General features: G+C 71.8%; 10 protein-coding genes. 6 read left to right on the forward strand and 4 right to left on the reverse strand.

Going from position 1 to position 13,909, the window contains the following annotated elements; genetic code table 11:
* Window positions 1-76: 76 nt before the first annotated feature.
* The 5 genes from nuoK (at window position 77) to KZQ38_RS01935 (ending at window position 6,504) form a co-directional block, all read left to right on the forward strand.
* On the forward strand, window positions 77-376 hold the full coding sequence (gene nuoK, locus KZQ38_RS01915; protein WP_184689278.1) for an NADH-quinone oxidoreductase subunit NuoK: 300 nt from the start codon (window positions 77-79) through the stop codon (window positions 374-376).
* Between the two features lie 21 nt (window positions 377-397).
* Window positions 398-2,350, forward strand: a complete 1,953-nt coding sequence (gene nuoL / locus KZQ38_RS01920; RefSeq protein WP_257900705.1) for an NADH-quinone oxidoreductase subunit L — start codon at window positions 398-400, stop codon at window positions 2,348-2,350.
* Window positions 2,347-3,912: an NADH-quinone oxidoreductase subunit M gene (locus KZQ38_RS01925; RefSeq protein WP_219437756.1), complete on the forward strand. Its 1,566-nt coding sequence runs from the start codon at window positions 2,347-2,349 to the stop codon at window positions 3,910-3,912. Before nuoL ends, KZQ38_RS01925 begins: the two co-directional genes overlap by 4 nt.
* A 1-nt stretch (window position 3,913) precedes the next feature.
* Window positions 3,914-5,482: an NADH-quinone oxidoreductase subunit NuoN gene (gene nuoN, locus KZQ38_RS01930; RefSeq protein WP_219437758.1), complete on the forward strand. Its 1,569-nt coding sequence runs from the start codon at window positions 3,914-3,916 to the stop codon at window positions 5,480-5,482.
* 95 nt (window positions 5,483-5,577) lie between these two features.
* Window positions 5,578-6,504 (forward strand): polyprenyl synthetase family protein, encoded by a 927-nt coding sequence (locus KZQ38_RS01935; protein ID WP_257900707.1) that lies wholly within the window; start codon window positions 5,578-5,580, stop codon window positions 6,502-6,504.
* A 7-nt stretch (window positions 6,505-6,511) separates the two neighbouring features.
* Here the strand turns inward: KZQ38_RS01935 and rarD are convergent, their stop codons facing one another.
* Window positions 6,512-7,441: an EamA family transporter RarD gene (gene rarD, locus KZQ38_RS01940; RefSeq protein ID WP_219437762.1), complete on the reverse strand. Its 930-nt coding sequence runs from the start codon at window positions 7,439-7,441 to the stop codon at window positions 6,512-6,514.
* Between the two features lie 198 nt (window positions 7,442-7,639).
* On the opposite strand from rarD, the gene KZQ38_RS36875 reads away from it, so the two are divergent.
* Complete coding sequence (locus KZQ38_RS36875; RefSeq protein WP_219437764.1) at window positions 7,640-9,940, forward strand: sunset domain-containing protein; 2,301 nt, start codon at window positions 7,640-7,642, stop codon at window positions 9,938-9,940.
* 48 nt (window positions 9,941-9,988) lie between these two features.
* Here the strand turns inward: KZQ38_RS36875 and KZQ38_RS01950 are convergent, their stop codons facing one another.
* From KZQ38_RS01950 to KZQ38_RS01960, 3 genes are all read right to left on the reverse strand, one after another.
* On the reverse strand, window positions 9,989-11,041 hold the full coding sequence (locus tag KZQ38_RS01950; protein WP_219437766.1) for a 2-oxoacid:ferredoxin oxidoreductase subunit beta: 1,053 nt from the start codon (window positions 11,039-11,041) through the stop codon (window positions 9,989-9,991).
* Entirely contained in the window at window positions 11,038-12,933 is a 1,896-nt protein-coding gene (locus tag KZQ38_RS01955; RefSeq protein WP_219437768.1) for a 2-oxoacid:acceptor oxidoreductase subunit alpha, read from the reverse strand. The genes KZQ38_RS01950 and KZQ38_RS01955 overlap by 4 nt, the downstream gene beginning before the upstream one ends.
* 204 nt (window positions 12,934-13,137) lie before the next feature.
* Window positions 13,138-13,899, reverse strand: coding sequence for an enoyl-CoA hydratase (locus tag KZQ38_RS01960; RefSeq protein WP_219437770.1), 762 nt, complete (start codon window positions 13,897-13,899; stop codon window positions 13,138-13,140).
* Window positions 13,900-13,909 lie beyond the last annotated feature (10 nt).

A 13,909-nucleotide genomic window follows, 5' to 3' on the forward strand; every position in this document is an offset into this window, starting at 1 on the left:
CCGCGCGGCTCGCGGTGGCGCACCGGCCCGAACCCCTGGCGGCCCGCGCGGGCCGTGCGTCCGAGGGAGACCTGTCGTGACCCCGACCTACTACCTGCTGCTGTCCGCCCTGCTGTTCAGCCTCGGCGCGGTGGGCGTGCTGGTGCGGCGCAACGCCATCGTGGTGTTCATGTGCGTGGAGCTGATGCTCAACGCGGTGAACCTCAGCCTCGTCACGTTCGCCCGGATCAACGGCGCGCTCGACGGCCAGGTGATGGCGTTCTTCGTGATGGTCGTCGCCGCGGCGGAGGTCGTGGTCGGTCTGACGATCATCATGTCGATCTTCAAGACGCGTCGCTCGGCCTCGGTCGACGACTCCAACCTGCTGAAGTACTAGGGGACACCGGTGTCTGCATTGATGCTCGACCCCGTGAGCGGGTCCTCGGACGTGGTCGCCGCCGGCGGGATCGGCAGCCTCGCCTGGTTGTTGCTCGCCCTGCCCGCGTTCGGCGCGGCGGTGCTGCTGCTCGGCGGCAGGCGCACCGACAAGTGGGGGCACCTGCTCGGGACCGCGACGGTCGTCGCGGCGTTCGCGTACGGCCTGGCGCTGTTCTTCGACACGATCGGCCGTGACGGCGACCGCACCACCGAACTGCACCTGTTCGACTGGATCCCGGTCAACGCGCTGAACGTCGAGTTCGCGTTGCGCCTCGACCCGCTGTCGCTGACCTTCGTCCTGCTGATCACCGGTGTCGGCTCGCTCATCCACGTCTACTCGATCGGCTACATGGCGCACGAGGCGGGCAGGCGGAAGTTCTTCGCCTACCTGAACCTGTTCGTCGCCGCCATGCTGCTGCTGGTGCTGGGCAACGGTTTCGTGACCCTGTACTTCGGCTGGGAGGGCGTGGGTCTCGCGTCCTACCTGCTGATCGGCTGGTACCAGTACAAGCCGGAAGCCGCGTCCGCCGCGAAGAAGGCGTTCCTGATGAACCGGGTCGGCGACGTCGGCCTGGCGATCGCCATCTTCATCCTGTTCAAGGAACTGGGCACCACCCAGTACGCGGACGTGTTCGCCCGCGTCGGCGAGCTGTCGGCGGGCGAGGTCACCGCGGTGACGCTGCTGCTCCTGCTCGGCGCGTGCGGCAAGTCCGGCCAGTTCCCGCTCCAGGCGTGGCTCCCGGACGCCATGGCGGGCCCGACCCCGGTGTCCGCCCTGATCCACGCGGCCACCATGGTCACCGCCGGCGTCTACCTGATCGCCCGCGCCAACCCGCTCTACAACGCGTCGGCCGACGGCCGCCTGGTCGTCATGTGCATCGGCGCGTTCACGCTGATCATCGGGTGCATCATCGGTTGCGCGTACGACGACTTCAAGAAGGTCCTCGCGTACTCGACGGTCTCCCAGATCGGCTACATGATCCTGGCCGTCGGCCTCGGCCCGGTCGGCTACGCGCTGGGCATCATGCACCTGCTCACGCACGGCTTCTTCAAGGCCGGGCTGTTCCTCGGCGCCGGTTCGGTCATGCACGGCATGAACGACGAGGGCGACATCCGCCGCATGGGCGGCCTGTGGCGCAAGATGCCCATCACGTTCGCCACGTGGGCGTTGGGCTACCTGGCGCTGATCGGCTTCCCGTTCCTGTCCGGCTACTTCTCCAAGGACGCCATCATCGCGGCGGCGTTCAGCGAGCCGGGCTGGCGCGGCTGGGTGTTCGGCGGCGCGGCGGCGCTGGGCGCGGCCATCACCGCCTTCTACATGACCCGCCTGCTGCTGCTGGTGTTCCTCGGCAAGGCACGCTGGACGGACCTGAAGTCCGCCGACGGCCGCGCCTACCACCCGCACGAGTCCGGTCCCACCATGACGATCCCGATGATCGTGCTGGCGATCGGCTCGGTCGGCGCGGGCGCGTTCCTGTCCTCCGGCGACAACCTGGCGGGCTGGCTCGCGCCGTCGCTGGGCGAACTCCAGGAGCAGCACGGCGTGCTGGGCCACACGGCGGTCAACTTCCTCGTGCTCGGCCTGTCCGCGCTGGGCGTGCTGGTGGCGTGGCTGCTGTTCGGCCGCAAGCCGCAGCCGGTGGCGCGGCCCGAGCGGGTCTCGTTCCCGGTCCGCGCCGCGCGTGCCGACCTGTACGGCAACGCGTTGAACGAGGCGTTGTTCGCGCGGCCGGGCACCTGGCTCACCCGCGCGCTGGTGTTCGTGGACAACAGGGGTGTGGACGGCCTGGTGAACGGGTCCGCCGCGCTGCTCGGCGGTAGCTCGGGCCGCCTGCGCCGCCTCCAGACCGGGTTCGTGCGCTCCTACGCGCTGTCCATGCTCCTGGGTGCGATCTTCGTCCTGGGCGCGCTGCTGATGGTGAGGTTCTCGTGAGCTGGACGCTGATCGCGCTGCTCCTGCTGCCCCTCGCGGGCGGCGTGGTGGTGGCCTTCCTGCGGCGCGACGACCGGATCGCGAAGGCGGTCGCCCTGGTCTTCGCGCTGGCCGAACTGGTGCTCGCGGTGCTGGCGTGGGTCGCCTACGACCCGTCGTCGGACGCGCGGCTCCAGCTGACCAGCTCGGTGGACTGGATCCCGGCGTTCGGCGTCCGCCTGTCGTTCGGCGTCGACGGCATCGCGCTGGTGATGATCGCGCTGATCGCGTTCCTGGTGCCGGTCGTCATCGGCGGCTCGTGGGCGGACAAGCTGCCCGAGGGCCGCAGCGCGGGCGGGTTCTTCGCGCTGCTGCTGGTCATGCAGACCGGCATGGTCGGCGTGTTCGCCGCGACCGACGTGTTCCTCTTCTACGTGTTCTTCGAGGCGGTCCTCATCCCGATGTACTTCCTGATCGGCCGCTTCGGCGGACCGAACCGGCAGTACGCGGCGATGAAGTTCTTCCTCTACTCGCTGCTCGGCGGCCTGGTGATGCTGGCGTCGGTGATCGGCGTGTACGTGGCGGCGGCGGACAAGCTCGGCACCGGCACGTTCGACTGGGCGACGCTGGTCACGGTCACCCGCGAGCTGCCGCTGTCCACGCAGATCTGGCTGTTCCTCGGGTTCTTCGTCGCGTTCGCGATCAAGGCGCCGCTGGTGCCGCTGCACACGTGGCTGCCCGACGCGGGCGCCGAGGCGCCGGTCGGCGCGGGCGTGCTGCTGGTCGGCATCCTGGACAAGATCGGCACCTTCGGCTTCCTGCGCTACTGCCTGCCGCTGTTCCCGCTGGCCAGCCAGGAACTGGCGCCGCTGGTGCTGGTGCTCGCCGTCGCGGGCATCCTGTACGGCTCGCTGCTCGCGGTCGGCCAGTCCGACCTCAAGCGGTTCGTCGCCTACACCTCGATCGCCCACTTCGGCTTCATCGCGTTGGGCATCTTCGCGTTCAGCTCGCAGGCGGGCACGGGCGCGGTGCTGTACATGGTCAACCACGGCATCTCCACCGGAATGCTGTTCCTGGTCGTCGGGATGGTGATGGCCCGCGGCGGGTCGCGCCTGATCGAGGACTACGGCGGCATGGCGAAGCTGACACCGGTGCTGGGCGGCCTGTTCTTCGTGGCCGGCCTGTCGTCGCTGGCGCTGCCGGGCACCAACTCGTTCGTCAGCGAGTTCCTGGTGCTGGTCGGGTCCTACCCGAACGAACCCGTCTACACGATCCTGGCCGCGGTCGGCATGGTGCTCGCCGCCCTGTACGTCCTGTGGCTGTACCAGCGGATCTTCCAGGGCCCGGTGCGCGGCACGGCGCTGGTCGGCGCGACCGGCGGCCCCGGTGCGGCGGTCGACCCGGAGCGCGCGGCCGTGCCGGACCTCGGCAAGCGGGAACTGGCGGTGCTCGCGCCGCTGGTGGCGTTGATCCTGGTGCTCGGGTTCTACCCGAAGCCGGTGTTGGACGTGATCACCCCGTCCGTCGGGGCGACGCTCAGCGAGGTCGGGGTCGCCGACCCGGTCGCGCAGGAAGGCAAGTGACGTGGAGACGTTCCTCGCTCAAGCCCAGCGGCTCCAGGCGCCGGAGATCGACTACCTCGCGGTGGCGCCGATCCTCGTCGTGCTCGGCGCGGCGTGCCTCAGCGTGCTGGTGGAGGCGTTCCTGCCGAAACCGCAGCGGTGGTCCAGCCAGGTCGTGCTGACCCTGCTGGCGCTCGCCGCGGCCGGTGGCGCGCTCGCCTGGTACGGCGGCGCGGAGGACACGCCCGCCCAGGGCAAGGTGACCCTCGCGGGCGCCGTCGCCGTCGACCAGCCGGTGATCTTCCTGTGGGGCACGCTGCTGCTGCTCGGGTTCGGCGCGGTGCTGCTGATCGCGGACCGCTCCGTGGAGCCCGGCGGCGCGTTCGTCGCGGACGCGGCCGTGCGGCCCGGCACCGTCCAGGACCGCGCCCAGGCGGGCCGGTTCGGGATGCAGACCGAGGTGTTCCCGCTGACGTTGTTCGCGCTCGGCGGCATGATGGTGTTCGTCGCGGCGAACGACCTGCTGACGATGTTCATCGCGCTGGAAGTGCTGTCGCTGCCGCTGTACCTGATGTGCGGCCTGGCCCGCCGTCGCCGCCTGCTGTCGCAGGAGGCCGCGGTGAAATACTTCCTGCTGGGCGCGTTCGCCTCGGCGTTCTTCCTCTACGGCGTGGCCCTGCTCTACGGCTACGCGGGCTCGGTGAAGCTGGCCGACATCGCCACCGCCACGGCGGGCACCGACCGGTCCGACACGCTGCTGTACGCGGGCTTCGGCCTGCTGGTGGTGGGCCTGCTGTTCAAGGCGTCCGTCGGTCCGTTCCACGCGTGGACCCCCGACGTGTACCAGGGCGCGCCGACGCCGGTCACGGCGTTCATGGCGGCGTGCACGAAGGTCGCGGCGTTCGGCGGCATCCTGCGGGTGCTGTTCGTGGCGTTCGAGAAGTCGAGCTGGGAGTGGAACGGCGTCCTGTGGGGCGTGGCGATCGTGTCGATGGTCATCGGCGCGGTGCTCGGCCTCACCCAGACCGACGTGAAGCGGATGATCGCCTACTCGTCGGTGGCGCACGCGGGCTTCCTGCTGATCGGCTCGATCACGCTGACCAGCGACGGCCTGTCCGGCACGATGTTCTACCTGATGGCCTACGGCTTCACGACGATCGCCGCGTTCGGCGTGGTGTCGCTGGTCCGCAACTCGGACGGCGAGGCCACCCACCTGTCCCAGTGGGCGGGGCTGGCGAAGCGGTCGCCGATCACCGCCGCGGTGTTCACGTTCCTGCTGCTCGCCCTCGCGGGCATCCCGCTGACCAGCGGGTTCATCGGCAAGTTCGTGGTGTTCGCGGCGGCGTTGAAGAGCGGCATGGCGCCGCTGGTGGTGATCGCCCTCATCGCGTCGGCCGTGGCGGCGTTCTTCTACCTGCGGGTCATCGTGCTGATGTACTTCAGCGAGCCGGCGGCGGACGGCCCGACGGTGAGCGTGCCCGGCGCGTTCACCACCGTGGCCATCACGATGGGTGCGGCGATCACGCTGGTGCTGGGCCTGTGGCCGGCTTTCGCCCTCGATTGGGCGGGTGCCGGCGGGTTCGTGTTCTAGCGGTACGTAGGCTTCCAGCCGTGACCAGTAGCGAGCAGGCGGGGACGGGGTTCCGGTTTGCGGACCCCGTGCTCGCGGAGGTGGTGCAGGCCGGGATGGCCGAGGTGGAGGAGCTGCTGCACAAAGTCGTGCAGAGCGAGTTCCACCCGGTGATGGAGACGTCGCTGCACCTGGTGGACGCGGGCGGCAAGCGGATCCGGCCGCTGTTCACCATCCTGTCCGCCCAGTTGGGTACCACCTGGGACCGGGACAGCGTCATCAAGGCGGCGGCGGTGGTGGAGCTGACGCACCTGGCGACGCTGTACCACGACGACGTGATGGACGAGGCGACCATGCGCCGCGGCGCGGAGTCGGCCAACGCCAAGTGGGACAACAGCATCGCCATCCTCACCGGCGACTACCTGTTCGCGCACGCCTCGGCGCTGGTCGCCGACCTGGGCACGCGGGCCGCGCGGATCATCGCCGAGACGTTCTCCGAGCTGGTCACCGGCCAGATGCGGGAGACCATGGGCCCGCGTGCCGGTGAGGACCCGATCACGCACTACCTGACCACCATCGCGGAGAAGACGGGTTCCCTGATCGCCACCGCCGCCCGGTTCGGCGCGATGTTCTCCGACGTCACGCCCGCGCAGGTCGAGGCGTTGCGCTCGTACGGCGACGTGATCGGCGCGGCGTTCCAGATCTCCGACGACGTCATCGACATCGCGAGCCCGTCGTCCGAGTCGGGCAAGACGCCCGGCACGGACCTGCGGGAGGGCGTGCAGACGCTGCCCATGCTGTACGCGTTGGCCGACGAGCCGGACTCGCGCCTGGCGAGCCTGCTGTCCCGGCCGCTCACCGACGACGCCGAGGTGGTGGAGGCGTTGACGTTGCTGCGCGCCTCGTCCGGTCTGGAGCGGGCGCGGCGGACGTTGGACGACTACGCGGCGCGGGCGCGGGCCACGCTGGCGGAGCTGCCCGCCGGCCCGGCGCGGGACGCGTTGGAGTCGGTCAGCGACTACGTGGTGACCCGCACCCGCTGACCCGCGGTCACTCGACCGGCGCGAGGAGCCGCTGCTGCTTGCGCCGAGCCCGCACCGCGTCCGCGGTGAACACCGCCAGCGCCACCCACACCAGCGCGAACCCGAACCAGCGGGACGGCGGCATGGGTTCGTGCTTGACGAACACGCCCCACGCGAACTGGAGGACCGGCGCGAGGTACTGGAGCATCCCCATCGTGATCAGGGGGACGCGCCGGGCGCCCGCGCCGAACATCATCAGCGGCACGGCCGTCACCACGCCCGACGACACCAGGAGCAGGGCGTGCCCGACGCCCTGGTCGTGGAAGGTGCCCGCCGGGCCGAGCCAGAGCAGGTAGCCGACGGCGATCGGGGCGAGCACGACGCTCTCCGCGGTGAGGCTCGCCGTGGCGTCCAGCGGCACCGTCTTCTTGAGCAGGCCGTAGAGGCCGAACGAGCAGGCCAGCGCGAGCGAGATCCACGGCAGCCTGCCGTAGTCGACGGCCAGCACCACCACCGCGGCCAGGGCGACGCCGATCGCCGCGTACTGCGGGCCGCGCAGCCGTTCCCGCAGCACCAGCACCCCGAGCAGCACGCTCACCAGCGGGTTGATGAAGTAGCCGAGCGCCGCCTCCACCACGTGACCGGTGTTGACGGAGTGGATGTAGACGCCCCAGTTCACGGCGATCAACGCGGACGCGGCGGTCACCATCAGCCAGCCGCGGCGGGACAGCGAGCGCAGGCCCGCCCACCGGCCGAGCAGTGCCGTCAGGCCGAGCATGAACACCAGCGACCAGGCGATCCGGTGGGCGAGGATCTCCACCGACCCGGCGGGGGCGAGCAGTGGCCAGTAGGCGGGGACGATGCCCCAGAGGAAGTACGCGCCTATCCCGAAGGCGATGCCCCGATTGGTGTCCTGTGTTTCCGCCGAGACGGCGGCCGGTGCGGTCAACGGCGGCACGAGAACCACTCTACGCTGCCGTTTTCCCTGGTCAGTTGCTCCGGCCGGCCTAGTGCCGCACCATGGGAGCAAGTCCGGGCGGTCGCACGCGCCGGGGCGTCCGGTCAGGGTACTTTGGCACGGCTTCCACTACCGGGTGAAGATCTGGCAGCGGAGCGTGTCGGGGTGTGACAGGACTGTGCAGTGGGAGGGTCTCCCGTGGGTTCGCTGTTCGGACAGGTCTGGTTGTGGAGCCTGCTGTCGTTCGTGGCAGGCGTCGCGCTGACCTGGCTGGTCCTGGTCCGGCCCGCGAAGAAGGAGATCGCGGAGCTGGAGGAGCGCCTGCTCACGGCGCCGCACCCGCAGGCGCCGCCCGTCGACCGGCAGGCCGAGCGCCGTGACCCGGTGGACGACCTGCTGGACGAGGAGCCGCGTGCCGCGGAGCCGTCGGTCGACCCGGTGGCCGGTCCGGCTCCGGTGGACGAGGCGGACGACCGGCCGCGCAGCCTGTTCGAGCGGCTGAGCCCGGAGGCGCCCGCCGCGGAGACCCGCCTGCTGCCGGCGGCGGAGGCGGTCGCGCCGGTCGCCGAGGTCGCCGCACCGCCCGAGGTCGAGGCGTTCCGCCCGCGCGAGCCGTGGCAGGCGTCCGTGCCCGAGGTGTACGGCGAGGACGGCGACCTGGCCGAAGGGCGTGAGGGTGAGGACGAGCCGGAGCGCCCGGCCGAGGCCACCACGTTCATCCCGGCGACCGCGCTGGCCGAGGCCATCGCCGAGGTCGACGGGCAGCGGTGGCCCGACCACGACCTGACCGGCGAGTACCCCGCGATCCGCGCCGAACTGCCCAACCCGTCCGCGCCGAGGACGGAGTTCATCTCGCCGGTCGGCACGGTTCTCCTGCCCGAGGAGATCGAAGCGGCCCACGACCTGCCGGTCACGACACCCCCGGCCCACGCCCGCCACGAGGAGCCGGCCGACCCGCCGCAGCCGCTCGCGGGCTTCACCCCGCCCCCGGCGACCCCGCGCCACCGCGAAACCCCGCGCCATGCCGAGGTGCCCACCGAAACCCGCCCCGCCGACCCCGCGCCGGCGGAGCCTGCCGACCACGACACCCCGCCCCAGCCAGGGCCGGCGGGCCTCGACTCGACCCGCCCGGCCTTCACCGACCCCGAGCGTGCCCACCCCGAGCCTGCCCACCCCGAGCGTGCCCACCCCGAGCCGACCGGCCCGGAGCCCGCCCGGCAGGAGGCTGCCGTCCCGGAGCCCGTCCACCCGGAGGCGGCCGACCCGCGGCCGGGCTGGTCGGAGACGGCCGGCCAGGGGTTCGACCCGTTCGCCGGCGGCGCGGAGCCGCCGCGTCACGCGCAGTCCCACCCGGAGCCCGGCCCGTCGCTGTTCGGCGGCCACGTGGAGCCGGCGCGTCACGAGCCCGCACCGCTGGGGCTCGGCGCGGGTGAGCACGCGCGGCGCGATGAGACCGCCCGTGCCGAGTTCGACCCCACGCCCGGCGAGCCGACCCCCGACCCGACTCCCGGCGAGTCGGCACACGCCCGGCCCGAGTCGCCCGCGCGGCCCGTGGACGCCCGGCCCGAGTCGCACATCCGGCCCGAACCCGCGCCCGCCCGCCCCGAACCCGTGGACGCCCGGCCCGAGCCCCTGGCCCGGCCCGAGACCCACGCCCAGCCCGAGGTCCCGGTCCGCCCGGCCGGTCTGCCCTCGCGGGGCGAGCACCGGCCCGAGCCGGAGCGCGGCGCGTTCGTCCCGTTCGGCGAGCCGGTGGACGCCGACTCCGCCGACTTCGACCCGTTCGGCGAGCCGGTCCGCGAGGAGCAGGACGAGCCGCCCGCCGAGCGCCGCACGCCGACCCGGGCCGAGCGCAGGCGTCGGGACGAGCCGCGCTCCCGCGAGGAACGTGCCGCCGCCCTGCCCGAGCGCGCGCCGATCCGGCCCGACCCGGCCTCCTACGGCGTGCCGCCGGAGAAGTCGGACAAGCCCCGGTCGTTGTTCGAGCCGGTGCTGACCCCCGAGGACGTCGACGACGAGCCGCCCGCGCCGCCGAAGCCCGCGTCGCCGGGCAGCGACCAGCCGTTCGTCCCGACGCTGGCCCCGGAGCTGCTGGCGTCCTCGGGCGGCGGCCTGCCGCAGCGGCCGACCCGGCCCGCGAACGGCAACCGCACGCCACCGCCGCCCCAGCCCGCGCCGCAGCCGATCGCACCGCCGCCCGGCCGCCCGGTCCGACCCCGGCCGGTCGGCTTCAGCCCCAGCACGGGTGGTCGCCCGGCGCAGGGCACGACGCGTTACCAGCAGCCGGAGGGCTTCAACCCACGGTCGCCGTTCGGGCCGGGCTCGGTGCTGCCCAAGTCCGACGGCATGGCGCCCGCGCCGGACTTCCAGGTGAAGGCCACCCTCACCGGCCGCCGCTACTACACCGACGACTCGGCGAACTTCCAGCAGACCCGCGCGGACGTCTGGTTCCGCACCGTCTCCGACGCCGAGAAGGCCGGCTTCCGAGCCGCGCCCTGACACGCGAAAGGGCCCCTGCCGCGGCAGGGGCCCTTCTCGGAGCGCGGGTCAGGCGACGGTCCAGGTGTCCTTGCCGCGCAGCAGCGCCGCGAGGTCGGGCGCCTTGGCCTCCTTGGCCGCGTCGACCTGGGCGCGGGCCGCGTCGTCGTACGTGGTGCGCGCGGTGTTGCGGAACACGCCGGTGACGGTGTGCCGGAGGTCCTGCGTCGACAGGCGGGACAGGGCGAACGCGAGGTTCAGGTCCGCCGCGTCGTGCACCACGATGTCCTCGGGCGCGACGTCCGCCGTCCTCGCCACGGCCAGCCCGAACCCGTCCCGCACGACGGCGTGCTCGCCGCCGCCGAACGTGATGGGCTGCCCGTGGACCACGTTGATGATCCGCTGCGCGGCCTCGTCGGCGTCCTTCAGCACGTCGAACGCGCCGTCGTTGAAGATCGGGCAGTTCTGGTAGATCTCCACCAGCGCGGAGCCCCGGTGCTCGGCGGCCTGCCGCAGCACCTCGGTGAGCCCCGCCCGGTCGGAGTCGACGGCCCGGCCGACGAACGACGCCTCCGCGCCCAGCGCCAGCGACACCGGGTTGAACGGGTGGTCGAGCGAGCCGAGCGGCGTCGACTTGGTGATCTTGCCCTCTTCGGAGGTGGGCGAGTATTGACCCTTGGTCAGGCCGTAGATCCGGTTGTTGAACAGCAGGATCTTGAGGTTCACGTTGCGCCGCAACGTGTGGATCAGGTGGTTGCCGCCGATGGACAGCGCGTCGCCGTCACCGGTGACCACCCACACCGACAGGTCCGGCCGCGCGACGGCGAGGCCGGTGGCGATGGCCGGGGCGCGCCCGTGGATCGAGTGCATCCCGTAGGTGTTCATGTAGTACGGGAACCGCGAAGAGCATCCGATCCCCGAGATGAACACGATGTTCTCGCGCTTGAGCCCGAGCGTGGGCAGGAACGACTGCACGGCGTTGAGCACGACGTAGTCACCGCAGCCGGGGCACCAGCGGACCTCCTGGTCCGACTTGTAGTCCTTGGCCTTCTGCGGCTCGTCGGTCACGGGCACACCGGCCAGGCCCCCCAGGCCCGGCAGACCCAAATCTGTGGCCGTCACGCGGACACTCCCTTGATCACTTCGGCGAGCACGTCCTGGAGTTCCTCCGCCTTGAACGGGAGGCCCTGCACCTTGGTGTAACTGATGGCGTCCACCAGGTATTTCGCTCGCAACAACAAGGCCAGCTGGCCGAGGTTCATCTCCGGCACGACGACCCGCTCGTACCGGGACAGCACCTCGCCGAGGTTCTTCGGGAACGGGTTGAGGTGGCGCAGGTGCGCGTGCGCCACGGGCAGGCCCAGCTTCCGCACGCGGCGTGCGGCGGCGCCGATCGGGCCGTAGGAGGAGCCCCAGCCGACGACCAGCACCTTCGCCGCGCCGGACGGGTCGTCCACCTCGACGTCCGGCACCTCGATGCCGTCCACCTTGCGCTGCCGCAGCCGGACCATGTGGTCGTGGTTGGCCGGGTCGTAGGAGATGTTGCCGCTGCCGTCGGCCTTCTCCAAGCCGCCGATGCGGTGCTGCAAACCGGCCGTGCCGGGCACCGCCCACGGCCGGGCCAGCGTTTCGGGATCCCGAAGGTACGGCCAGAACGCGCCGTCCGGGCCGTTGGGCTCGGTGGCGAACTCGACCGACAGGTCCGGCAGCTCCGCGACGTCCGGGATGAGCCACGGCTCGGAGCCGTTGGCGATCGCGCCGTCGGACAGCAGCAGCACGGGCGTCCGGTACTTCACCGCGATCCGCACGGCGTCCAGGGCGGCGTCGAAGCAGTCCGCGGGTGACTGCGGCGCGATCACCGGCACCGGCGACTCGCCGTTGCGGCCGAACATCGCCTGGAGCAGGTCGGCCTGCTCGGTCTTGGTGGGCAGACCGGTGGACGGGCCGCCGCGTTGCACGTCGATCACGACCAGCGGCAGCTCGGTCATCACCGCGAGGCCGATGGTCTCCGACTTGAGCGCGATGCCCGGACCGGACGTCGACGTCACGCCGAGCGCGCCGCCGTAGGACGCGCCGAGCGCCGCGCCGATGCCCGCGATCTCGTCCTCGGCCTGCAACGTGGTGATGCCGAAGTTCTTGTGCTTGGACAGCTCGTGCAGGATGTCCGAGGCCGGGGTGATCGGGTACGTGCCGAGCACGACCGGCAGCCCCGCCCGCTGCCCGGCGGCGACGATGCCGTACGCCAGCGCCGTGTTGCCGGTGATCTGGCGGTAGGTGCCCAGGTTGAGCTTGGCGGGCGCGACCTCGTAGGTGACGGCGAACGACTCGGTGGTCTCGCCGTAGTTCCAGCCCGCCCGGAACGCCAGCACGTTCGCCTCGGCGATGTCGGGCTTCTTCGCGAACTTCTCCCGCAGGAACCGCTCCGTGCCCTCGGTGGGCCGGTGGTACATCCACGACAGCAGCCCCAGGGCGAACATGTTCTTCGCCCGCTCGGCGTCCTTCTTGCCGAGGCCGGTGTTCTCCAGCGCGCCGATGGTCAGGGTGGCCATGGCCACCTTGTGCACCTGGTACGCCTCCAGCGAGGCGTCATCCAGCGGGTTGGCGTCGTAGCCGACCTTGACCAGGTTGCGCTTGGTGAACTCGTCGGTGTTGACGATCAGCATCCCGCCCTTGGGCAGGTCGCCGATGTTCGCCTTGAGCGCGGCCGGGTTCATCGCCACCAGGACGTCCGGCCGGTCGCCGGGGGTGAGGATGTCGTAGTCCGCGAAGTGCAGCTGGAAGCTGGAGACACCGGGCAGCGTGCCCTGCGGCGCCCGGATCTCGGCCGGGAAGTTCGGCAGGGTCGCGAGGTCGTTGCCGAACGCGGCGGCCTCTGAGGTGAAGCGGTCGCCGGTGAGCTGCATCCCGTCACCGGAGTCGCCGGCGAACCGGATCACCACCCGGTCGAGCTTGCGGACCTCGGAGCCGCCGTTCCGGCCACCTGGCGCGGCGCCATTACCAACGTCGGTAGTCATGTCCTACGCCGATCCCTCTCTTCACGCCCGCCTGAGGGCAAGTCGCCCCTCCCCTCCGCGAGGGTAGTCGTGCCCACCCGTGGGCAGGTTCTTCTCGTACCACTCTTCGGGACGCTTCGTTCCACCTGGTGTGACGAACGGCAACCAGCCGGTAATCGGGTGTACCCCGGAGTAGCGGTTACTCGGAGTCGCGGCCCGTCCGGGTCACCGGCGACCGCTGATCCGGGCCTTCATCGCGGCCAGCTTCGCCGCGAACTCCGGCGTTTCGATCGACGCCACCTGGGGCGTGATCTCCAGGTCCACGGCGTCGGCGTGCGCGTCCGTCACGGCCGTGCGGCGCATGGTGGCCTTGATGGTGCGCACGAGGTCGCGTGGCGCTTCGGCCGCGGCACGCGCGAACTCGACGGCCGAGGCCACCAGCTCGTCGTGGCCGCCGTCCACCCGCTCCCACGCGACGCCGTGCCGCACCGCCGCGTCCGCGTCCAGGACCTGCCCGAACAACGTCATCGCGGTCGCCGCCTGGGGACCGGCGAGCCGGTGCAGCAACCACGTCATCCCGCCGCCGGGGTGGATGCCGAGCTGGAGGAACCGCGCGTCGAAGCGCGCCTTCGGCCCGACCAGCCGCACGTCGCACGCCAGCGCCAGGTTCAGGCCCGCGCCCACCGCCGCGCCGCCGACCGCCGCGACGGTCGGCAACGAGCAGTCGGCGACCGCGAGGAAACCCGCGTAGATCCGGCGCAGCCCCTCCTCGCGGGCCTCGCCCAGCGCGGTCAGGTCCGCGCCCGCGCAGAACGCGGGAGGCGTGCCGGTGACCACCACGGCGTTGACGCCCGTGTCCTGCTCACAGGCCCGTACGGCGGCCACCAACTCGTCGGACAGGTCGAGCGTCAGCGCGTTGCGGCGCTCGGGGTCGTGCACGGTGATCACGGCGACGCGGTCGGAACGCTCCAGCAGCACCTCGGGCATGAGGCGACTC

It is taken from the genome of Saccharothrix obliqua (assembly GCF_019375475.1).
In the GTDB taxonomy this organism is placed as follows: Bacteria; Actinomycetota; Actinomycetes; order Mycobacteriales; family Pseudonocardiaceae; genus Actinosynnema; species Actinosynnema obliqua.